The following is a 22,104-nucleotide window of genomic DNA, read 5'->3' as shown; positions in this document are numbered from 1 at the left end:
GTGCGGGCGGGCCGGGGACCGCGTACTCGACGTGGGCACCGGCAGCGGCGTCAACGCGATCCTGGCCGCCTCGGTCGCCGAGCCAGGACCCGTCTTACCCCGGCGGGCAGGATGCAGATCTTCTTCGGCGGCACCGGTGACTTGCCCTACCTGAGACGGCTGATCAACGAGCAGGGGGCTCGCTGTCGAGAGCGTCGCCCGGCGCGACCTGGTCAGGGACGGCCGGCCGATCAGCTGCTTCACCTTCAGATCGGACTGAGCCGAATCCTGCGAAGGGCCGCCGTGCGCGGTTCCGTATTACGCGCTAGCATTCCATAAAGCGGAACAGATCGGAGAGAGCAGTGGCTGAGGCCCAATCCCCGGTGGGGAGCGTCGACCGCGCCCTGCTGATCCTGCAGGAGATCGGCAAACACAGCAGGGGCGTTACGCTCGACGAGCTCGCCACCCGGCTCGGCCTGCCCAAGAGCTCGCTGCACCGCCTGCTCGGCGCGCTGAAACACCGGGGGTTCGCGGCGCAGCCCGAGCCCAGCGGACCCTACTTCCTCGGCACCGAGATGCTGGCCACGGCCTTCAGGTTCTACGAGACGATGGATCTGCGCACCCTCGTCCGCCCCCTGCTGCTGCGGGTGAGCGAGGAGTTCTCCGAGACCGTGCACATGGCGATGCTCGACGGCGGCGAGGTCGTCTACCTCGACAAGGTCGAGGCGGTGCGGTCGATCACGATGACCTCCGTGGTCGGCGGCCGTAACGCGGCCCACTGCACGGGCGTCGGCAAGGCGTTGCTGGCCTGGACCTACCCCACGGACGAGGCCGTGAAGGGCTGGGCCGAGCGGTTCGGGCCGCTGTCGACCAGGACCCGTAACACGATCACCAGCCCCGCCAAGCTGGCCACCCACCTGGACCAGATCCGCCAGCGCGGCTACGCGCTCGACCTGGAGGAGAACGAGCCGGGAGTGCGCTGCGTGGCGGCCCCCGTGTTCATGGGCCGGACCGCGCCCGTCGTGGCGGTGAGCGTGACCGCGCTGAAGGAGCGGATGTCCCCGGCGCGCATGGAGGAGATCGGCCACGGCCTGCGGAGAGCGGTTGCCGAGCAGGTGTGACGCCTGGCCGGAGCTGACCCCGGCCAAAGCCTGACCCCGGCCCGAGCTGACCCCAAGCTGACCCCGGCCAAAGCCTGACCCGAGCCGGAGCTGACCCCGGCCAAAGCCGGCTGGCGGCAGGCGGGAGTAGGCGAGGGCGGTGCCCTTGTGGCGGCAGCGGGTGGAATGAGATTCCGTCTAGCGGATCAAGGAGTGGATGATGGAGCTGGAGGCGGTGCCGGTCCCGAGGGCCCGGCTGGGCGAGGGGCCCCGCTGGGACGCGGCCACGGAGACGTTGCTGTGGGTGGACATCCCCGCCGGGCTGGTGCACCGGCTCGACCCGGCCGGCGACACGGAGGAGACGATCGACGTCGGGCAGCCGGTCGGGGTGGCGGTCCCGCGCGTGGAGGGCGGGCTGGCGCTGGCCGTACGGGACGGTTTCGCGGTGCTGGCGGACGGCGAGCTGACCGTGACGGCGGCGGTGACGGCCGGAGAGCGTCCGGGCAACCGGATGAACGACGGCGCCTGCGACCGGGCGGGCCGGTTCTTCGCCGGGACCAAGGCCGAGGACGACACGCCGGGAGCGGGCAACCTCTACCGGCTCGACCCCGGACGGAGCTGCGAGCACGTGCTGGCCGGGGTGACGATCTCCAACGGCATCGGCTGGAGCCCGGACGAGCGGCTGCTCTACTACGTGGACACCCCGGCCGACCGGGTGGACGTGTTCGACTACGACCCGGCGACCGGCGAGCTGGCGGGCCGCCGGACGTTCGCCGAGCTCCCGCAGCCCGACGGGCTCACGGTGGACGCCGGGGGACACGTGTGGGTGGCGCTCTGGGGCGGCGCGTCGGTCGTCCGGCTGCGGCCGGACGGCGGCCACGACCTGACCCTCCCGGTGCCCGCCGCCAACGTGACGAGCTGCGCCTTCGGCGGCCCCGGCCTCGACGAGCTGTACGTGACCACGGCCTGGGACGGCAGGACCGGCGGAGAGCTGTGGCGCTGCCGTACCCCGTACACCGGCCTGCCCGCCAACCCCTGCCGCGACCTCAGCACCTAAGTATTCCGCTATACGGAATGCTAGTGCGCAATACGGAATGGATGCTATCTTCGGGGCAACCCCTCCGGGAGGAGCCTTTCACCCATGTATCCCGAGCTGGACACTCCGTCACTCGTCATCGACCTCGACGCGGTCAGGGCCAACGTCGCCGAGATGGCCAAGGCGGCCGCCACGCACGGCGTCCGCCTGCGCCCGCACATCAAGACCCACAAGATGCCCGAGCTGGCGCGGATGCAGCTCGACGCGGGCGCGTGCGGCATCACCTGCGCCAAGCTGGGTGAGGCCGAGGTGATGGCGGACGCCGGGATCGACGACATCCTGCTGGCCTTTCCCATCTGGGGCGAGCCCAAGCTGCGCCGCCTGGCCGCGCTGCGCGAGCGGGCCAGGGTGCGGGTGAGCCTGGACTCGCCCGAGGTGGCCGCCGGGCTCGGCCGGATGGGCGGCCCGCCGGTGGAGGTGCTGGTGGAGGTGGACACCGGCCAGCACCGGCTGGGCCGCCCGCCGGGCCGCCCCACGGCCGACCTGGTGGCCGAGATCGCCGCCGTCCCCGGCGTCGAGGTCGTCGGCCTGCTCACCCTGGCCGGCCACGCCTACCACTCGCGCACCCCAGCCGAGCTGGCCGAGACCGCCCGCCGCGAGGGCGAGGACCTGGTGGCCACGGCCGAGCTGTGCGCCCGCGACGGCATCGAGCTGCGCGAGATCAGCGTCGGCTCCACCCCGACCGCCAGGTACGCCGCGGGGGTCGCCGGGGTGACCGAGATCCGGCCGGGCACCTACATCTTCAACGACACCGCGATGATGCGCCTCGGCGTGGCCACCGAGGAGACGGCCGCGGCCCGCGTGCTGACCACCGTGATCGCCAGGTCCACCCCGGAGCGGGTCGTCTTCGACGCGGGCACCAAGTGCCTCACCTCCGACGGGATCGGCTCGCCCGACTGGATCAGGGCCGTCGGGCTGCCCCACTTGCACCTGGACTTCCTCAACGAGGAGCACGCGGTCGCCCGCCTGGACCCGGGGCACCACGACGAGCTGCCGGTCGGCACCCGGGCCCAGCTCATCCCCAGTCACGCCTGCTCGGCCGTCAACCTCTTCGACGTCGCCTACGGCGTCGAGAACGGGCAGGTCACCACCGAACTCCGCGTCGCCGCCCGCGGCGCGGTGCGCTGAACGGAAGGAAAGGCCATGCGGGGACTCGCGGGCAAGCGAGTACTGATCAGTGGCGGCAGCAGCGGCATCGGCGCCGCCACGGCCCGCCGGTTCCTGGAGGAAGGCGCCCGAGTGGTGCTCGGCGGGCTCGACCAGGCCGAGGTGGACGCCGCGGTGGCGGAGCTCTCGGCGCTGGGGGAGGTGTGCGGGCTGGCCGGCGACGTCAGCGCGCGGGCCGACGTCACGCGGCTGGTCGAGGGGGCCGTCGAGATCCTGGGCGGCCTCGACGTCCTGGTCAACAACGCCGGTACGGCCTGGCGGGAGCCGTTCCTGGAGATCACCCCCGACCACTGGGACCGGATCATGGCGGTGAACCTGCGCGGGATGTTCCTCGTCGCCCAGGCCGTCGCCCGGCACCTGGTGGCGCAGGGCACCGGCGGGGTCATACTCAACATGTCCTCCACCAACGGGCTGGGCGGCGAGGCCGACTACGCCCACTACAACGCCTCCAAGGGCGGCGTGCTGCTGCTCACCAAGACCATGGCCGTCGAGCTGGGCAAGCACCGCATCCGCGTCAACGCGCTGTGCCCCGGCTACATCCAGACCCCGCTCAACGCCTCCATCTCGGCCGGGCTCGAAGGCGACTTCGTCTCCTCCTACGAGCGCGACCACATCCCGCTCGGCCGGGCCGGGCTGGCGGAGGAGGTCGCCGCCGGATACGCCTTCCTGGCCTCCGACGACGCGGCCTTCGTACACGGCACGGAGCTGGTCATCGACGGCGGCCAGCTCGCCATCATGTAGGCAGAACGCGAACGGCGGGCCCGGAATCCGGGCCCGCCGTTCTGTCATGTGCTACGCCTCTGCCATGTGCTGCGTCACGGCTTGGTGACGGTGATCACGCTGGGGGCGTAGTCGTTTCGCGACCCGTCCGTGCCGTGGAAGACGATCTTGTGGGTGTTGCCCGTGCCGGCCAGCGCCGAGACCGGCACCGACCACTGGTACAGGCCGTTCGCGCTGGAGACCAGCGGGGTGACGCCGGCCACCACGCTCCACGACCAGTCCGTCGAGGCGCCGGTCTTCTGCAGGAGCGTGTTGTTCTCGATCATGTACTCGGCGCCGACGGTGTTCACCGACCAGCCCGTCTGATAGTTCGCGTCGGTGTCGATGAACACGTGGTAGTGCGTGTACGGCAGGTTGAACTGCGCCGTGTACGTCGCGATGGTCGCGTTGATCGTCGCCGCCGCGCCGGTGATCGGGCTCGGGTTCGTGGTGGTGACGGCCACCGCGGCCGACTGGGCCGAGACCCGGTCGGTCATGTCACGGGCCCGCACGGTGAAGGTGTAGGAGGTGTTGACGCTCAGGCCGCCCAGGTTGACGCTCGTAAGCTCGCCCGGCAGGGACAGCTCGCGTACGCCGTTCTTGAACACGTCGTAGTAGAGCACGTCGTCACCGGAGTCGGAGTCGGACGAGGCCGCCCAGGTCAGCTTGACGCTGGTCGGGCCGACCTCGGAGGCCACCGGCGTGCCGGGCACGGTCGGGTTGCTCGCGCTGGCGGCCGAGGTGGACACGGTCAGCGCGGTGCTCGCGGGGGAGACGTTCCCCGCCCGGTCCCTGGCCTTGATCGTGAAGGTGTAGGACGTGGCGGGCGACAGGCCGCCGACGTCGAAGAGGGTCGCCGACGGCGTGAAGTTGGCCTCGCTGCCGATCTTCACGCTGCCCTGGTAGACGTCGTAGCCGGCCACCCCGGGGTAGGCGGCCGAGGTCCAGCTCAGCCGAAGGCCGGTGGCCGTGACCTGGCTCGCCGTGGGCGCGGCGGGCGCCGCCGGTACGACGCCGCCGCTGCCCTTGGCCGCCGTGACCTGCTGCGGCATGTACGGCGGCAGCTTGTCCCACGGGTTGGCCAGCACGTCGTCGGTCACGTACACGTACCCGGCGTTGTTGGCCTTGGACGTGGCGATGACGGTGGCCAGCGCCGTCGCGTCGGGCACGTCGTAGATCAGGTGCCAGATCCGCTTGGGGTCGTAGTCGGCCTCCCACGCCGACGGCAGGTACGGGTCCTGCCGGTTCAGGTAGGAGCTGTAGGAGCCCTCGAAGGTGACGAGGATGTCGGCCGCGTCCTCGAAGCACTCGGCGGGGGAGACGCCCGGGTTGGCGATGGTGGTCGCGCCCGGGTGGTACTTCTTCACGTACGCGGTGACCTCGCGGTAGAGGTCCACCCAGGTCTCGCTGCCGGTCGTCGGGCCGCAGGCGTTCTGCGCCTGGTCGAAGAAGATGCCGTCGATCGAGGAGCCGTAGAACTGGTACCACTTGTTGATGTCGGACTGGATCTGCGCCCGCCAGTCCTCGACCGCCAGTGAGCCGAGCCGCGTCCTGTTCTCGGGCCGGCCGGTGGTGCCGAAGTAGCCGGTGTCCACGTAACCGATGACCTTGATCCCGGCGGCGTGCGCGGCCGACAGGGCGGCGGCGTAGGCCGGCTTGACCTCGTTGTCCGGCCCGCTGGCCACGTTGGCGACCAGCACCCCCGGCTTGCTCGCCGTGGTGTTCATCTCGTTCCAGTAGGGGAGGGACTCGCCACTGGGCAGGAAGTAGGCGGGTACCGCGACCTGCTGGTCGAGTACGGCGTCCGCGGCCTGGGCGGGGGTGGCGGCCAGCAGCGGCGCGGCTAAGACTGCCGCGCCGAGCAACGTGCGCCAGCGAGGGTTGAGCATGTACACCCTTTCTCGGTTACTGGAACAGTGCGTTGACTTCGGTGTTGGCTGCGGGGAGCGCCGTCTTGGCGTCGGCGGTGCCCAGGAGGACCGACGAGATCGCGGTGTCCATGATCTCGTTGATCTTGTCGGCGTTGTCGGTGACCGGCAGCAGGAACGTGCCGTCGGGGGCGTTGGCCTCCTCCACGAACGGCTTCACGTCACGCCCGGCCGCCTCGTGCGCGGCCAGCGCCTTCTCCGAGGCGGTGGTGATCGCGGGCAGCACCTCGGTGGTGGCCGCGATCAGGTCCTGGCACTCCGAGGAGGCGGTGAACTTGACCCACTGCCACGCCTCCTCCTTGTGCTTGGTCCCGGCGTAGATCGCGTCGGAGACGCCGTTGATCGGCGTCTTGCGGCCCTGCGGCCCGGCCGGCAGCGGCGCGACGGCGAGGTTGAGCGTCTTGTTGTCGAGGTACGGCTTGGCCATCCAGGACCCGGCCATGACCATCGCGGTCTTGCCGCCCTGGAGCACGGCGTCGCCGCCCAGCGCCGACTGCTTGTCGTACGGCGGCGCGTACCCCTTCTTGATCAGCCCGGCGAACCAGTCGATCGTCTCGGCCAGCTTCGGGTCGTCGTAGAAGTACTTGCTGCCGAACGGGTTCTTGTCCAGGTACTTGAAGCCGTTGGCGGCGGCGAAGCCGGCCCAGCCGGTCTGGCCGAGGGCGCCGGTGTTGTAGTCGGGCGCGATCCCGTAGACGGCGACGTTGTCCTTGTCGAAGCCGGGGTCGGTGCCCTTCTTGCCGTTCTTGTCCACGGTGAGCGCGGCGATGGCCTGCTCGAACGTGCCGCCGTCCTGCGGGTTCCAGGTCCAGTTCGCGAAGCCGGCGGTGTCCAGCCCGGCCTTCTTCACCTGGTCCTTGTCGTAGAAGACGCCGATGGTGTCCCAGTCCAGCGGCAGGCCGTAGCGCTTGCCGTCGCGGACCCAGACGTCGGTCAGGCCCTTCTGGTACTGGTTCAGGTCGACCTTGTCGCGCTCGACGTACTCGCTGATGTCGAGGAGCTGGTTGTTCTTGGCGAACTGCGGATAGTAGGCCACCGAGTCGCGGAAGACGTCCGGCGCGGTGCCCGAGACGACCTGGGTGGTGAGGTTCTGCCAGTACTGCGCCCAGGCCACCGAGCTCAGCTTGACGGTGATGTTCGGGTTCTTCTTGGTGAAGGCGTCGGCGCACTGCTTGTACGCCGGCACCTGGCTGTCGACCCACATCACGTAGTTGAGCGTGACGGGCCCGCCACCCGCTTCGGCGCCACCCCCGCACGCCGCGGTGACGGTGACGAGGCCGGCCAGGGCCAGGAGGGCGCGAGTCTTTCTGCTGGACATCGGGGGGTCCTTTACTTACTTGATGCCGGTGAAGTTGAGCGAGTTGGCCAGCCGCTTGCCGAAGACGAGCAGGAGCAGCAGGACGGGGATCACGGAGAGGGTCGAGCCGGCCATCAGGCCCGTCCAGTCGGGGCGGGCGTTCGGCGACTGCTGCAGGAACACGCCGAGTGCCACGGTGAGCACCCGGCTGCCCTCCTCCTGGCCGACGAGCAGCGGCCAGAGGTAGTCCTTCCAGGCGTAGACGCCGTTGATCAGGGCGATGGTGATCAGCGGGCCCTTCGACATGGGCAGCGCGACGCGCCAGAAGACGCCCCACACACCCGCGCCGTCGATGACGGCGGCCTCCTCGACCTCGCGCGGCAGGGACAGGAAGAACTGCCGCAGGAAGAAGACGGTGAACGGGGTCATCAGCAGGATCGGCGCGACCAGCCCGGCGAAGGTGTTGAGCAGGCCCAGGTTGCGGACCAGGGCGAAGTTCGGCAGCAGCGTGAAGATCGGCGGGACCATCAGCGCGGAGACGAACGCCGAGAACAGCACCTCCCTGCCCCGGAAGCGCAGCCGGGCCAGCGCGTAGCCGGCCATCGCGCACGACAGCGTCTGCACCGCGACCACGACCGCCGTGTACACGACGGAGTTGCGCAGGTAGAGGACGAAGTCCAGGGAGGCGCCCGAGCCGCCGGCGGCCTGGGCCTCGGCGAAGGTGGAAAGGCCCAGCACCCGTTTGAAGTTCGCCCAGGTGAAGTGCTGCGGCCACAGCGAGAAGTTGTCGGAGAAGAGATGGTGGGCGTCGGTGAGCGCCGTGCGCACCATCCAGTAGAACGGGAACACGGTCACCAGGACGGCCAGCCCCAGCACCGTCCAGGCGACGATCCTGCCTGCGCGCATGTTCGGCCCGCTCCTATCCGAGGTCCGAGTCGGACGCGCGCATCAGGCGCATCTGGACATAGGTGAGGACACCGAGGACCAGCACCAGGCTGAGCGCCATGGCCGCCGCGTAGCCCATCCGGAAGTGGGTGAACGCCTCCTGGTAGATGTAGTAGTAGATGACCTTGGTGGCGTTGATCGGGCCGCCCTTGGTGGCGACCGCGATGGTGTCGAAGATCTGGAAGCAGCCGATCACCGAGACCACCAGGACCAGGGCGAGCACCGGGCGCAGCAGCGGCAGCGTGATGCGGAAGAAGGTGCGGATCTCGCCCGCGCCGTCCATCGCCGCGGCCTCGTACACCGAGTTCGGGATCTGCAGCATGCCCGCGTACAGCAGCAGCGCCACGTACCCGACCGAGGCCCAGGTCGTCACCGCGGCCACGCTCGGCATGGCCTCGGCCGGCGCGTTGAAGAAGCCGTGCGTGGACATGCCCATGGCGTCCAGGAGCTGGTTGACGAAGCCGAGGTTGGCGTCCAGCAGCCACAGCCACAGCAGCGCGGTGGCCACGTTCGGGACCAGCCAGGGCAGCAGCAGCGTGGCCCGCAGCACCACCGACTTGGTGAGCCGGTGCATGAGCGCGGCCAGCAGCAGCGCCAGCGAGAGCTGGCCGACCAGGTTCAGCGCCGTGTTGTAGCCGGTGAGCAGCAGCGACTTCCAGAACAGCGGGTCGGTGGCCAGCTCGGCGTAGTTGTCCAGGCCGACGAACTCGGGGTCGGACAGCAGGTTCCAGTCGGTGACCGAGAGCCAGACGCCGCGGATGCTCGGGTAGATGTAGAACGCGGCGAACCCGGCCAGCGCCGGGAGCAGGAACAGCAGCGCGTACTTCCCCTGACCGCCTTCGGCGCTGTGGCGCTGCTTGAACGCGGGCTTGAAGGACGGCTTGTCGCGGGTGAGCGTGGCGGTCATGCCAGCCTCGGCACGAGGTCGAGCGCGTTGCCCGCGTAGACCCGCTGGAGCACCTCGTCCGGCAGGTCGAGGCCGGAGATCGTCCAGCGGCCCATCAGCGGCGGGTCGTCCAGCGAGTGCGCGAACGCCTCGTCGTCGGTCTCCATGAACCGGAAGTGGATGCGGTAGACGTCGCGGTCCGGCGGGATCTCGTCGGTGCCGAACAGCACCCGGCCCGGGTGCCGCAGCATCAGCGCGCGCGTGGCGCGCGGCTGGCGGCCCAGCTCGGCGATGCGCGCCGCGATGTCGACGTGGAAGTTCGGGTACGTGTCCAGCATCCGGCTCGCGAAGCCCAGGTTCTCTGGCCAGCAGCCCGCGTGCACCCCGATCACGGTGGTCGCCGGATGCCTGGCGATCATCGACTCCATGGCCTCCATCAGCCGCTCGAACGGCGGGAACTCGGGCCCGGAGAAGCTCCAGTCGGGACGGGCGCCCAGCAGTTCGAGCCGCTCGTTGCGCTCGTCGATCGGCTCGAAGAAGGCCACCGGGTCCGCGGTGTGCAGCGCGATCGGGATGCCCGCCTCGCCGACGGCCGCCCACAGCGGGTCGAGCCGCGGGTCGTCGAGCATGACCAGCTCGCCGCGGTCGTCGCGGACCCGCAGGCCCACGTCCTTCCACACCTTCAGCCCGGCCGCGCCCTCGGCCACGTTCCGCCGGAGCTGCCCGGCCAGCCGCTCGCCGAAGCCGGGCTCGGCCGTCTGCGACCAGTCGACGTGGCAGAACGTGGCGAACCTGCCGGGATGGGCGGCGTCGTAGCGCTCGATGTTCTCGGCCAGCTCGCGGCCCCAGCGGCCGTCGAGGTTGACCATGCCGCGCAGGTTGAGCTCGTCCATCAGCCCGATCAGGGCCGGGACGTCCTTGACCATCCAGTCGCCGTCTTCGGTCAGCCAGCGGCCGAGGTGGATGTGGGCGTCGACGGCGGGCACGCGGGCGCGGTCGATCTCGTGGACCGCGACCCGCAGCTGGGACACCGGCCGGTATCGGGACAACGGCGGGTCGGCAGCGCACATGATTTCCTCCTCAGTTCCCGATGCCGGCGGGCAGCAGGTCGCCGTGGGCCGCGATCAGGTCGTCCACCAGCTCGCGGATCTTGCGGACCGGGAGCGTGGCGGCGGTGTTGGGGTCGAGCAGCGCGGCCTGGTAGACGTGGTCGCGCCGGCCTTCGAGCGCCGCCTTCACGGTCAGCTCGCTGACGTTCAGGAACGTCCTGTTGAGCGCGGCGACCTGGGCGGGCAGCTCGCCGACGCGTACCGGCTGGACGCCGGCGCGGTCGACGTGGCAGGGCACCTCGACGGTGGCCTCCTGCGGCAGGTTGGAGATCAGCCCGCCGTTGCGGACGTTGCCGTGGATCATCCGGCGGGTGCCGGTCTCCATCGAGTGGATGGCCAGCGAGGCCAGCTCCTCGCCGCGCTTGATCGGCACGCCCCGGCCCTCTTCGAGCGAGCGCTTGTACGCCTCGTACTCCTCGAAGCCGTCGGCCAGCCACTCGAGGTAGACGCCGACCGGGATGCGGTAGCGCTCGATCTCCTCCTCGTGCGGCAGGAACCACGGCAGGTACTCGGAGCCGTGCTCGCTGGACTCCGTCGGGAAGTAGCCGAAGCTGCGGTAGACCTCGACGCGGACCTTGCGGGCCAGCTCGGGGTCCTTGGCGATCAGCTCGTCCAGGCGGTCGTAGAGGTTCTCGCCGCCGCGCTCGAAGCGCAGGACGAACGCCTGGTGGTTGACGCCCGCGGTGAGGAAGGAGATCTCCTCCTCCGGCACGCCGACCATCCGGGCCAGGGTCTTCTGGGTGTCGCGGGCGGCGTGGCAGACGCCGACGACGTTCTGGAACGGGGTGCCCGCGTAGACCGACCACGGGATCATCGACATCGGGTTGGTGTAGGTGAACAGGGTGGCGTCCGGGGCCAGCTCGGCCAGGTCGTTCCCGATGCCGACCATGACCGGGATCGTGCGCAGGGCGCGGAAGATGCCGCCGATGCCGAGGGTGTCGGCGATCGTCTGGCGGACGCCGTACCTGGCGGGGATCTCGAAGTCGCGCTTGACGGCGTCCAGGCCGCCCACCGCGATCTCGTTGATCACGTAGTCGGCGCCGGCCACGGCGGCCCGGCGGTCGGCGTGGGCCTCGATCTTCGCGCCTGCGCCCAGCTCGGCGACCATCCACTCGGCCATCGCCGCGGCGGTGTCCAGCCGGGCCTGGTCGATGTCGTGGAGCACGATCGTCGACTCCGACAGCTCCGGAAATGTCAGGAGATCGGAGAGCAGGTTCTTGGCGAACGTGATGCTCCCGGCGCCCACGAGGACGATACGGGCCATGATCTACCTCGGTTCCGGGGTCAGCAGGGCCTTGACGGGGGTGGAGCGGCCGTTCATCAGCGTGGTGAAGACGGCCGCGCCCTCGTCCAGGGGGAAGGTCTCGACCCAGGGCAGGTCCCAGCCGGCGACCAGCTCGATCGCTCCGGCGAAGTCGGCGGAGTCGTAGGCGAAGGAGCCGAGCACCCGCTTCTCGCCGCGTACCAGGTCGAGGGCGTTGTAGCCGGCCACGTGGTCGGCCAGGCCGAGCCAGACGGCCACGCCGCCGGGGCGCAGGCGGGCCAGCGACTGCTCGTGGGTGGCGGCGGCGCCGACCGCGTCGAAGACGACGTCGTACTCGCCGGTCAGCTCGGGGCCGGCGGCGCGGGCGCCGAGCCGGGTGGCGATCTCCAGCCGGTCCGGCGAGCGGTCGGCGATCTCGACCGAGGCCGCGCCGCCGGACAGGGCGACCTGCAGGCAGGTCAGGCCGATCGCGCCCGCGCCGAGCACGCCGACCCTGGCGCCGGCCGGACGCCCGGCCAGCCGCCAGGCGTGCACGGAGTTGGCGGCGGGCTCGACGACGCCGGCGGCGGTCCAGCCGAGCCCTTCGGGCAGCGGCACCACGGCCGCCGCGGGCACGGCGACGCGCTCGGCGAACGCGCCGGGCCGGTGCACGCCGATGATCTGCCGGTTCCTGCACACGTTGCGCAGCCCGGCCGCGCACACGTCGCACGTGCCGCAGGACAGGATCGGGTTGACCGTCACCGCCTGCCCGTCATCGGTGCGGCCGGCGAACTCGTGCCCCATCACCAGCGGCGGCACCCGGAACCCCGGGGTCCTGACGCCGTGCAGCTCGCTGCCGCAGATGCCCGAGGTGACCACGTGCACCAGCACCTCGTCCCGGCCGACCTCCGGCTCTGGCACGTCCTGCGGCTCCACGACGCCCGGCCCGGTGAAGACCAGCGCCTTCACCGCAGCTCACCGGCCATCGAATGCGCGCGTTCCATGGAGCTCCGTTCTCAAGTGATTGCCATCATTCCGCAATAAGGAATGACGTTCCGAAGATGGCGATAGCAGACCACTGAGGCGGAGAGCGTGTCAAGAGGCCCGGCGGACTCGATGGTGGCGTCGTTGCGCACATCCGGGCGGGTCGCAGGTGTGAGCGGGATCCGGTCGGCCGGGTGTGTCCTGTCGTGAGCTCGGGCTTTAGGCTGAAGGAGGTGTCTGGCGAGCGTTGTTTGTCTTATTCCGCTTCATGGAATGTAACGCTGCCAGTCAGAATTATGTGGTCCCCTCGACGAGGGCCGGGTGGCAGGGGCGCCGGGGTGAGCGGCGGGTGACGTCCGTCCCCGCACGCCGTTGGACGGCCGGTCGGACGCGCTGAGCCCGCCCGGCCGGGGGACGGCTGGGCGGGCTCAGACTGGCGGGGATGTGCGGGTCAGGCTCCGATGTTGGCCTGCGGTCCCGCGTACGTCCTGAGCAGGGACGGCACGTCGGCGGCCGGGTCGAGGGTGTAGGAGTAGAACGAGCTCGGCGTGAAGGCCGAACCGCTGGTGGTCTGGTTGCCGGTGCAGGAGACGCAGATGCTGCCGCTCTGCCGGAGCTGGGCGGTCGCGTCGGGGTAGTAGGGGTCCTTGACCGACTGGTAGTAGCTGTTCTCGATCACCATCTTGGTGGCGCCGCGCGAGTAGTTCCCGTACGACGTCACGTTCTGCAGGTAGTTGTTGTACAGGTGGGCGTAGGCGACGTTGTCGGTGCTGGGATTGCGCTGGTTGGTGTCGTGGATCCAGTTGTGGTGGATCGTCATGCGCGCGGTGACGTTCTCGGTCCAGCCGATGCCGAACGACTTGTTGTTCTCCGCCAGGACGTTCCAGGACACGGTCAGGAAGCTGGTGTCCTTGCGGCTGTCGATCAGGCCGTCGTTCATCCGGGTGATCGTGTTGTGGTCGATCCAGACGTGGTGGGCGGTGTCCATCTGGATGCCGTCATAGTCGTACGTCTTGTCGTCCGGGTCGTCGTCGGCCATGCGGGTGTCGCGGATGGTCAGGTTCCGGATGATCACGTTGCTGACGCCGGTGCCCAGGAAGAAGCCGCCGTTGACGATGTGCCCCGTCGTGCCGACGCCGATGATGGTCTTGTTGGAGGCGACCTTGATCTCGGTGCCGTAGGGGGTGACCGTGATCGCGCCGTTGACCCGGATGACGTACGGGGCGCTGGCCGTGGCGTACTTCACCAGGTCGGCGTAGGTGGTGACGGTGACCGTGGTGCCCGCCGCGCCGCCGGTCGTGGTGCTCAGCCCGCTGCCGCTGGTGGCGGCGAACCCGTCGGCGTTGTTCGACCAGGTGCGCCCGCCCAGCGGCTCGAAGGCCCACTGCTTGTTGGTGTTGGCGCTGCAGGTCTCCTGGATGATGGACGCGCCCGAGGTGGTGGAGGCGCCCTCGTCGCTCATGCACAGGCCGCTGGCGACGTTGACGATCTGGTAGGTGCCGCTGCCGGAGGCGGTCAGGCGCCATTGCTGGTTGGTCTTGGTGCCGTCGCCGCAGCCCCACTGCTGCAGGCGGACGCCGGAGGTGGTGGTGCCGCTGGGGACGTCCACGCAGCGGCCGGAGTTGGCGTTCACCAGGTTGTAGATGCCGGAGCCCGCGGATTGGAGGGTGAACCGCTGCCAGGCCGCGCCGCTGCAGCCCCACTGCTGCAGCAGCGCGCCGTTGTCCTTCGAACCGGCCGTCACATCGAGGCACATGCCGCTCTTGGTCACTTTGAGCTGGTAGACGCCGCCGGCCACGGGCACGGCCGCCTGGGCGGCAGAGGGGGCGAACCCCAGCGCGGCCACGACGGCGGCGGCTGCCACGGCCGCCACGCGGGCCCGGATGTTCGTGAAACGCATGGTCATCCTTCGAGAGAGGGGAGCGGGTCAGCCGGCGGGGTTCCAGCCGTCTGATCCGGCGAGGTATTTCTGCGGGGTGTAGTTCACGGCCTGGGCGTCGGTGAGCTGCGGCCGGTTGGCGTTCGTGCCGGCTCCCGCTCCGGTGTTCTTGTACTCGGAGAAGCGAGCGTTCTTCCACGAATTGGAGGACATGTCGGTCCACGGCTGGGCGGTCTTGATCACCGAGCTGAGCGTGGACTCCCGGTAGAGGACCTGGGCGTTCGGGTACCAGGGGCGGCCCAGGGTGGTGGTGCCGGCCGCGGCGGCGCCGGAGATCCTGGACCTGTAGAACAGGAAGCCGTAGGTCTTGGCGGCGTCCGTGCTGGCGGCCGTGATCGGGCCGCCGGTGCTGCGCTTCTCGTAGATGTCGCAGTTGTCGAAGACGATGGTGCCGCCGCCGAAGATGAAGTCGACGGTGCCTTCGACGTACGAGTTCGACACGTACGCGCGGGCTGAGTTGTTGACCAGGAACGTGTCCTGGTCGCCGAGCAGCCGCACGCCGGACAGGCGGGCGCGGTCGGCGGTCAGGTTGAGCGCGACCGCCTGGTGGCCGGTGACGGCCGGGTCCTCGTTGAAGTCGTTCGAGATCGTCAGGTTGCTCGCGACGAAGTCGTGGCCGTCGACGAACGCGGTGGCGCTGCCGGACGTACCGTATTCGCCCGCATAGTGGTTGTTAACGATAACAGTCTGGTTCGCCGAAGAACCGAGCCCCTGGAGCGTGACGTACGGCTTGTTGGAGGGCACCCGGACGATCTCCCGGTACGTCCCGGGCGCGATGGTGATCGTCACCCGGCTGGCGTTCCCCGCGGGCACGGCGTCGATGGCGGCCTGCACGGTCCGGTACGTGCCGCTGCCGTCCGCCGCGACCGTCGCCTTCGCGCTGCTCGTGGTGGTGAAGGCCCATTGCTTGTTGGTGTTGGCGGTGCAGGTCTCCTGGATGATGGACGCGCCCGAGGTGGTGGAGGCGCCCTCGTCGCTCATGCACAGGCCGCTGGCGACGTTGATGACCTGGTAGGTGCCGCTGCCGGAGGCGGTCAGGCGCCATTGCTGGTTGGTCTTGGTGCCGTCGCCGCAGCCCCATTGCTGCAGGCGGACGCCGGATGTGGTGGTGCCGCTGGGGACGTCCACGCAGCGGCCGCTGTTGACGTTCACCAGGTTGTAGATCCCCGAGCCCGCCGACCTCAGGGTGAACTGCTGCCAGGCGTCAGGGGTGCAGCCCCACTGCTGGAGCAGCGCGCCGTTGTCCTTCGAGCCGGCCGTCACGTCGAGGCACATGCCGCTCTTGGTCACTTTGAGCTGGTAGACGCCGCCGGCCACGGGCGCGGCCGCCGCATGGGCGGCCGGGACCGGCGCCCCCCACGCGCTCGCCGCCGCGGCGAGCAGGGCGACGCCTGTGAGTTTACGCACGAACATCTCGTGGGTTCTCCTTCCTCGTAGCCACCGAGGAAGAAGTACGCCGAATAGGTATGTCAAGTCAACAAACTAATTCGCGCGGGAAAGCGGAGGTCGCGGCTGAAACTTTCACGCGGGAGCGGCGCCGGCCGGGTGACGTCGCTGGTCGCGAGGCCCTTCGGCGACGGGAAGCGGGTGGCGGCGCATTCGGGGGGAGCGTCGCAGCGAAATTTTCGAATTTATCGGGATCCTGGCTGCTGTGGTGCCCGGGGCCTTTTCTGGCGGGTTTTCAGGCTGTTGACGGCGCGTTCGCCGTGACGCACCGTTTCCAGCAGCCGGTCTCGGGGCCGGCCTTCGCAGAAGGAGTCAGCGTGGCCGTCGTCCGGGCCCTCGTCTGGGCCGTCGCCCAGGGCGTCGTCTGGGCTGTGGCCCGGGGCGTCCGCTGGGTGCGTACGCTCTCGCCCAGCCCCGCGCCCGATCGGGAGCGGGGTCGGAGGCACGGACGCGGGCCGACGGTGGCAGGTTCGTCAGGGGCGCGGACCGTCGGGGCGGGGGCGGCGGGAGTCAGAACGGCGGTGGCAAGGCCGTCAGGAGCGCGGGCCGAACCCTTGGGCGGCGAGCCAGGTGGCGCAGAGGCCGGGCCAGGCGGAGGCGGCGACCTTCTCCTCGCCCTGGGCGAGCCCGAGCCCGTGCTCACCCTCGGGGAAGACATGCAGCTCGTACGGCGTCCCGGCCCGGGCCAGCGCGTCGGCGAACCGCAGGCTGTTGGTGGCGGGGACCGCTTCGTCGGCCGCGGTGTGCCAAAGGAAGGCGGGCGGCGTTTCCGCGGTCACGTTGAGGTGCGCGGACAGGGCCGTCGCCTGCTTCTCGGTGCCGCCGGGGCCGAGCAACTGGCGGCGCGACCAGGCGTGGCTGTGCGCTCCGGTGAGGTCGATGACGGGGTACCCGAGCACGATGGCGTCCGGGCGCGCGTCTCGCGCATCCGCAGGCCCATCCGCATCCGTGGGCGCATCCGTGGCGAGGGTGGCGGTGAGGTGACCGCCGGCGGAGAAGCCCATGACGGCCACGCGGCCCGCTCCGCGCTCCCTGGCCACGCGCACGGCCTGGCGCAGGTCGTACAGGGGAGCCGGGTGCAGCGCCGCACGCCCGGCCTCCTCCCCGGCGACGCGGTAGTGAAGGACGTACGCGTCGATGCCCAGCGTGACGAGCCACTCGGCCACGTCGGCGCCCTCGTACTCGGCCAGCGTGGAGTACGCGCCGCCGGGACACACCACGACCGCCCCGGTGGCGGGCGCGTCCGCAGGGTAGTACGTCAGGCGAGGCGGCACGCCGGTCGCGGGCCCCGGGGGAGTCCCCAGCCAGAGCGGGACATCAATCATGTACGCGGACACTCCAGCCTTGTGATCGGATCGGCGGCAGTCTACCCGCGAGCCGTCCCAAGGCCCTGACCCACCTACGAGTTCACCGCCGGCCCGCGAGAGCCGGCCAGGGCGGCGAGCTGCTTGATGCGGGCGGGAATGCGGCGGAGCGTCCAGCCGCGGTTGCGTCGCGGCTGGACGCGATGGCCGCTGTGCGAGGTCAGAGCTCGCGCGACCAGGTCACCGCTTGATCGTGCCCCGATACCCGACCGGTCCCTCACCCTTGAACTGGGCGGATCCCGCGAACCGGTTGCCGTCCTCGAAGAAGGTGACCGACCCGTTGCCCTGGATGGACGCCCAGGAGATCTGCGTGCCGGTGGCGGGCATGCCGGCCTGCGGCACCACGCCCTCGCGGTTCTGGATGACGATGGTCAGGTCCGCGTCGTCATGCCATTCGGCGTTGGGCCCTCCCCATTGGATCTGAGTCTTGTAAGTGGCCATGTCCGAACCTCCCGCATCGATGTGTCGAGTGGTGCCGATGCCGCGCGCGGGCGAGTGCGATTCACCGACTATCCGGCGCGGTCGTGAGCGGGTCAATCCGCTGATGAAGCCGGGTGTCTTACCGGATGACACTTATCGGGCGCGGCGGCCGGGCGCCCGTACCGGCGTGGTGATCGGGAGCCGCGCGCGGGAGCTCTGAACACGGGCGTTCCGGCCCGAGGGAGCCCCGGACCGGGGGAGGGCGCCTGACCAGTTGTGGACACGTTCCGTTCGGTCCCAAACACGGCGGCCGCTTCGTCGCTGCTTTCCGTGCGACTCTCAGATCACGTGAACGCCCGAGCGAGCCGGTCCCGCGGCGTTTCCGAGTGCGGAGTGCCCGGAGCGCTCGGCGCGCGGATGCGGCAGGTGATCGGCTTTCATTTCGATATATTCACATAACGGGGAAATGGCCGTAAAAGGCAAGCCGCCCTACGTGTGGTGCCCGGCCGTGTAATGTCGGGGCCGATGTCAAGTCGCGCAACCGGTTGTGTGGAAGGTTTTTCACTTTTACGGAGCACGCAACCGAGGAGATCAAATGTCGATGAACGTCTTGGTGTGGAGTGAGAATTACCATGAGGAGCGGGAGGATCCGGTCCGCCGGCGCTACCCCGACGGCATCCACGGCGCGATCGCGGCCGGCCTGACTGAGCTCCTCGGCGACTCGGCCCGGGTGGAGACCGCCGTGCTGGCCGAGCCGGAGCACGGTCTGTCCGCCGAGCGGCTGGCCACGACCGACGTCCTCACCTGGTGGGGCCACATGGCGCACGAAGAGGTGTCCGACGAGGCGGTGCGCCGCGTCCACGACCGGGTGCTCGACGGAATGGGGATGGTGGTCCTGCACTCAGGCCACTATTCGAAGATCTTCCGCTCGCTCATGGGCACCTCCTGCACGGTCAACTGGCGGCAGGGCGCCGAGCGCGAGCTGGTGTGGACCGTGGCCCCGTCCCATCCCATCGCCCGCGACGTGCCGAATCCGCTCGTCATCGACCAGCAGGAGACGTACGGCGAGCCGTTCGGCATCCCCGCTCCCGACGAGCTCGTCTTCATCAGCAACTTCAGCGGCGGCGAGGCGTTCCGCAGCGGCTGCTGCTACACCCGCGGAAACGGCCGCATCTTCTACTTCAGCCCGGGTGACCAGAACTATCCCGTCTTTCACCACCCCGACGTGCGGCGCGTGCTGGCGAACGCCGTCCGGTGGGCGGCCCTCGGCGACCGGCCCGCCAAGCCACTGGCGAACACGAACACGCCCATCCGCTGGTAGGCATGCCACGCGTCCGGGGCGGCCGGGGACGACGTAGGGTCCACATCAGCAACCAGTTCCCGGCCGCGCCCACGGCGGCCCCTTGCGAGATGGAAGCCCGCATGACCGTCACCCCTGAGCATCTGCGAGCCCTCGCGGGCCGTGCCGAGGCGATCACCGCCGAGGTCCGGGCGCTCTGCGACAGCGCCCAGAACGGATCGCCGGAACAGGGCCACCTCATGGTGGCCCGGCAGGCCGCGGACTGGCTGGCCCGCGGCGCCGAGGACCTGGAGCGCTCGGCCGCCGAGCTGGCCAGGCTCCAGGCCCAGCCGTGTGGCTTCCGGTGGGGCGTCTGCCCCGAGCACGGCAACACCCTGTCCTCCAGGGCGGGCGTCTCCGAGTGCCGGGTATGCCGGCGCACCTGGACCTACAACCGGCTCGACCAGCCGTGCGGGGAGCCGGTGACCTGGAAGGTCATCGACCGGGCGGGGACGGAGACGAAGATGTGCGACGGGCACGTGCTCGGGGCCCGCGCGGCGGCCGGGGGCGCCACCTTCATCCGTCTCGACGCGGCCGGCGGGCAGCAGTGAGCGGGTGACCCGGGCGCCCGGCGTCACGGCGCCGCCTGGGCAAGTCTTTGTGTTCTCGCGTGCGCGTCATAGGCCGGCATCGGGCACGAGTCGGGAGGCGTGTCCACCTGAAGTGCTCGGGGCCCGGATTCCGAGGCTTCGGGCCGCACCGGGAAAGAGAAAATCAGATGATCATCCAGGAAACCACGGACCGGGTCATCCCTGAGCAACGCGAGGTCACGGGAGCGGCCGTGGGCGATGCGACCAAGCAACTGCTCCAGCCGCCCTTCACCATGGCGGCGACGCCCGTCTCGCGCCCGCTCGCGGCCCCGGCTCCGGTCCCGCCGATCGTCGGGCCCCGGATTCTCATCTACAAGCAGGACCCCACCAACGCCGAGCTGGGCGTCAGGGCGATCTTCATCCCCAGCCCGGTACTGGCCGGTCCCACCGACGCCCGGATCATCACCGAGCTGCCCGGCACCACGCCCGTGGCCCGCAGCACCAACGGCGACTTCATCTTCGTCCCCAACTCCCCGGAGTTCGACTGCGCGCACACGTACGCGGTCGTCCGGGAGACGCTGACGATGTACGAGCGCCACAACGGCGGCGCCCCTCTGCCGTTCGCGTGGAACACCGGCGGAAACCTCGACCGGCTCTCGGTCTTCCCGCGCGCCGCGTCCGGTGCCAACGCCTTCTACAGCAGGTCGGCCAAGGCGCTGAAGTTCCTGTTCTTCACCCCGCCCAACACGACGCAGGAGGTCTTCACCTGCCGCTCCCTCGACATCGTCGCCCACGAGACCGGTCACGCGATCCTCGACGGGCTCAAGCCGGGCTGGCTCGGCGCGGAGAACCCGCCGCAGACCGGTGGCCTGCACGAGTCGTTCGGTGACCTGACCGCCATCTTCCTGACGCTGTCGCAGCCCGACCAGGCCGAGGCGCTCGTCGCGCTCACCAAGGCCAACCTGCACGCCAAATCCTTCCTGTCGTGCCTGGCCGAACAGTTCGGCCAGGCACTCGGCCTGCCGTTCGGCCTGCGCAACGCGGACAACGACCTCAAGCTGAGCGAGGTCAGCAACGAGGTGCACGCGATCTCCCAGGTGTTCACGGGAGGCGTCTACGACGTGCTCGCCGACATCTACGCGCACGAAAGCACCAAGCAGGGCACGATCAAGAGCCCGACCATGATCCTCATGGAGGTCACGGACAAGCTCTGCAAGCTGCTGTTCAACGCCATCAAGAAGGCGCCCGACACCGGGGCGACCTACACCGACGTCGTCAACCAGATGCTGCAGATCTCGGCGGCTCAGGGCGATCCCAACATCTACCGGACCTTCATCCGCAACCGGTTCGCCTTCCGGGAAGTGGTGACCTCGCCCACGCCCTTCACCGAGATGCTCTCCGGTGAGATGGACTTCATGAACGCCGACTACACCGGCGACGGCAAGGCCGCGAAGGACGCCGTCAAGGTGAAGGCCGCCGACACGGCCTCCGCCAGCCTGCGCGCCGTGCAGGACCGGTCGTGTTGCTGCGGCACCATGCAGCTGCCCGAGTTCCAGGTCATCGGCACGGACAAGCTGACGAACACGGGCGACCTGACCGACGACGACATCCTCGCCGCGGAGCTGGCCGCGCTGAAGAAGGCGTTCAAGTAAGAAGGCGTTCCGGCGAACGGCCTCACATGCGCCTGGGACGGGAGGGGAGCCGCACATGCGGGTGAAAGTCGAGAGAACCGGCGGCTTCGCCGGCCTTGAGGAGACCGTCGCCGCCTATGACACCGGCGATCTCTCCGAGCAGGAGGCCGCCAAGGTGGACGAAGCGCTGGCCGCGATCGGGGCGGCCATGGATCGGGGCGAGCCGGCCGAGGTGGGGGCTGACCTGTTCACCTACCGGATCACGGCCGGCGACGGATCCGGACGGGGGCGGGTCTACACGGTGTCCGGCGAGCCCCTGCCGGAGCTGGCGCAGGCGCTGGCCGTGCTCTCCCGGCAGGAGTAGCAAGGGCCGGACTCGTGTCTCGCACGAGTCCGGCCTTCGCCGTACTTGTGTCTCGTACGCGCGCAGGCTACTTCGCCACGATGAGCTGGTCGTGCTCCTGGGACAGGACGGTGAGGTCGGACGAGCGGCCCTGCTCCGCCGGGAAGGTGATCCGGATCCGCCCGGCACCTTCTTGGTCCCAGCGGCCGACGGCTGCGCGGGGACGGTCGTCCGGGCCCGGGGTCCACGAGACGAAGGTCCCGTCGGGCCGGAAGTCCATCCCCGCCCGCCCTCTCCGGGCAGGCGGGAACGGGAAGTCGTCCCGGCGGTACACGGTGGTCGTGCCGGTGTCCTCCTCGAAGGAGTGCAGCCAGCTCCCCACGATGCCGGGCGTCTCTTCGTTCGTCATGACGGCGTCCCGGGCGGCCGGTCAGCCGCCCTGGCCGTTGCCCGCCACCACACCGAGCGCGGCGCGGGCGTCCCTCACCACCTCTTGCAGCAGATGCTCCAGCTCGTGCCGCGTCCCGTCGCCGGAGAACGGCTGGGTGGCGGCGGCAGAGACGCCGCCGGACACGCCGCCGGACACGCCGCCGGAGTGG

20 protein-coding genes are annotated in these 22,104 nt (G+C 70.0%); 8 read left to right on the top strand and 12 right to left on the bottom strand.

Annotated features, from left to right (window positions below; translation table 11 throughout):
* Positions 1-341: 341 nt before the first annotated feature.
* The 4 genes from ETD85_RS44040 (at position 342) to ETD85_RS44025 (ending at position 4,083) form a co-directional block, all read left to right on the top strand.
* A complete protein-coding gene (locus tag ETD85_RS44040; protein ID WP_138695798.1) occupies positions 342-1,100 on the top strand; it encodes an IclR family transcriptional regulator in 759 nt (252 codons plus the stop codon).
* Positions 1,101-1,296: 196 nt separating this feature from the next.
* On the top strand, positions 1,297-2,136 hold the full coding sequence (locus tag ETD85_RS44035; RefSeq protein ID WP_138695797.1) for an SMP-30/gluconolactonase/LRE family protein: 840 nt from the start codon (positions 1,297-1,299) through the stop codon (positions 2,134-2,136).
* Between the two features lie 84 nt (positions 2,137-2,220).
* Complete coding sequence (locus ETD85_RS44030; protein ID WP_138695796.1) at positions 2,221-3,303, top strand: alanine racemase; 1,083 nt, start codon at positions 2,221-2,223, stop codon at positions 3,301-3,303.
* A 15-nt stretch (positions 3,304-3,318) separates the two neighbouring features.
* Positions 3,319-4,083: an SDR family NAD(P)-dependent oxidoreductase gene (locus tag ETD85_RS44025; protein WP_138695795.1), complete on the top strand. Its 765-nt coding sequence runs from the start codon at positions 3,319-3,321 to the stop codon at positions 4,081-4,083.
* Positions 4,084-4,157: 74 nt separating this feature from the next.
* Here ETD85_RS44025 and ETD85_RS44020 read toward each other — a convergent pair whose 3' ends face one another.
* From ETD85_RS44020 to ETD85_RS43970, 11 genes are all read right to left on the bottom strand, one after another.
* Complete coding sequence (locus ETD85_RS44020; RefSeq protein ID WP_138695794.1) at positions 4,158-5,990, bottom strand: spherulation-specific family 4 protein; 1,833 nt, start codon at positions 5,988-5,990, stop codon at positions 4,158-4,160.
* A 16-nt stretch (positions 5,991-6,006) separates the two neighbouring features.
* Positions 6,007-7,347, bottom strand: coding sequence for an ABC transporter substrate-binding protein (locus tag ETD85_RS44015; RefSeq protein ID WP_138695793.1), 1,341 nt, complete (start codon positions 7,345-7,347; stop codon positions 6,007-6,009).
* Positions 7,348-7,362: 15 nt separating this feature from the next.
* Positions 7,363-8,232 (bottom strand): carbohydrate ABC transporter permease, encoded by an 870-nt coding sequence (locus ETD85_RS44010; protein ID WP_138695792.1) that lies wholly within the window; start codon positions 8,230-8,232, stop codon positions 7,363-7,365.
* A gap of 13 nt (positions 8,233-8,245) precedes the next feature.
* Positions 8,246-9,178, bottom strand: a complete 933-nt coding sequence (locus ETD85_RS44005; protein ID WP_138695791.1) for a carbohydrate ABC transporter permease — start codon at positions 9,176-9,178, stop codon at positions 8,246-8,248.
* Positions 9,175-10,227, bottom strand: a complete 1,053-nt coding sequence (locus ETD85_RS44000) for an amidohydrolase family protein (RefSeq protein ID WP_138695790.1) — start codon at positions 10,225-10,227, stop codon at positions 9,175-9,177. The genes ETD85_RS44005 and ETD85_RS44000 overlap by 4 nt, the downstream gene beginning before the upstream one ends.
* A gap of 10 nt (positions 10,228-10,237) precedes the next feature.
* On the bottom strand, positions 10,238-11,530 hold the full coding sequence (melA, locus tag ETD85_RS43995; RefSeq protein ID WP_138695789.1) for an alpha-glucosidase/alpha-galactosidase: 1,293 nt from the start codon (positions 11,528-11,530) through the stop codon (positions 10,238-10,240).
* Between the two features lie 3 nt (positions 11,531-11,533).
* Positions 11,534-12,478 (bottom strand): zinc-binding dehydrogenase, encoded by a 945-nt coding sequence (locus ETD85_RS43990; RefSeq protein ID WP_138695788.1) that lies wholly within the window; start codon positions 12,476-12,478, stop codon positions 11,534-11,536.
* A 466-nt stretch (positions 12,479-12,944) separates the two neighbouring features.
* Positions 12,945-14,393, bottom strand: a complete 1,449-nt coding sequence (locus ETD85_RS43985) for an RICIN domain-containing protein (protein ID WP_138695787.1) — start codon at positions 14,391-14,393, stop codon at positions 12,945-12,947.
* Between the two features lie 27 nt (positions 14,394-14,420).
* The gene (locus ETD85_RS43980) at positions 14,421-15,845 is read right to left on the bottom strand and encodes a pectinesterase family protein (protein WP_138695786.1); all 1,425 of its coding nucleotides are present in this window, start codon (positions 15,843-15,845) and stop codon (positions 14,421-14,423) included.
* Positions 15,846-16,411: 566 nt separating this feature from the next.
* Positions 16,412-17,203: an alpha/beta hydrolase gene (locus ETD85_RS43975; RefSeq protein WP_138695785.1), complete on the bottom strand. Its 792-nt coding sequence runs from the start codon at positions 17,201-17,203 to the stop codon at positions 16,412-16,414.
* A gap of 219 nt (positions 17,204-17,422) precedes the next feature.
* Positions 17,423-17,683 carry a hypothetical protein gene (locus tag ETD85_RS43970; protein ID WP_138695784.1) on the bottom strand — a complete coding sequence of 87 codons (261 nt, stop codon included), beginning with the start codon at positions 17,681-17,683 and terminating at the stop codon, positions 17,423-17,425.
* 580 nt (positions 17,684-18,263) lie between these two features.
* Here ETD85_RS43970 and ETD85_RS43965 point away from each other — a divergent pair.
* The 4 genes from ETD85_RS43965 to ETD85_RS43950 all read left to right on the top strand — a co-directional run bounded on the left by ETD85_RS43965 (position 18,264) and on the right by ETD85_RS43950 (position 21,526).
* Positions 18,264-18,983 carry a ThuA domain-containing protein gene (locus ETD85_RS43965; protein WP_240779827.1) on the top strand — a complete coding sequence of 240 codons (720 nt, stop codon included), beginning with the start codon at positions 18,264-18,266 and terminating at the stop codon, positions 18,981-18,983.
* A 101-nt stretch (positions 18,984-19,084) separates the two neighbouring features.
* On the top strand, positions 19,085-19,552 hold the full coding sequence (locus tag ETD85_RS43960) for a hypothetical protein (RefSeq protein ID WP_138695782.1): 468 nt from the start codon (positions 19,085-19,087) through the stop codon (positions 19,550-19,552).
* Between the two features lie 167 nt (positions 19,553-19,719).
* A complete protein-coding gene (locus ETD85_RS43955; protein ID WP_138695781.1) occupies positions 19,720-21,183 on the top strand; it encodes a gluzincin family metallopeptidase in 1,464 nt (487 codons plus the stop codon).
* Between the two features lie 55 nt (positions 21,184-21,238).
* On the top strand, positions 21,239-21,526 hold the full coding sequence (locus ETD85_RS43950; protein WP_138695780.1) for a protealysin inhibitor emfourin: 288 nt from the start codon (positions 21,239-21,241) through the stop codon (positions 21,524-21,526).
* A 67-nt stretch (positions 21,527-21,593) separates the two neighbouring features.
* Here ETD85_RS43950 and ETD85_RS43945 read toward each other — a convergent pair whose 3' ends face one another.
* Positions 21,594-21,914, bottom strand: a complete 321-nt coding sequence (locus ETD85_RS43945; RefSeq protein WP_138695779.1) for a hypothetical protein — start codon at positions 21,912-21,914, stop codon at positions 21,594-21,596.
* Positions 21,915-22,104: the final 190 nt, after the last annotated feature.

The organism is Nonomuraea zeae (assembly GCF_005889725.1).
Classification (GTDB): Bacteria; Actinomycetota; Actinomycetes; order Streptosporangiales; family Streptosporangiaceae; genus Nonomuraea; species Nonomuraea zeae.
This window is presented reverse-complemented; position numbering and strand designations above follow the sequence as displayed.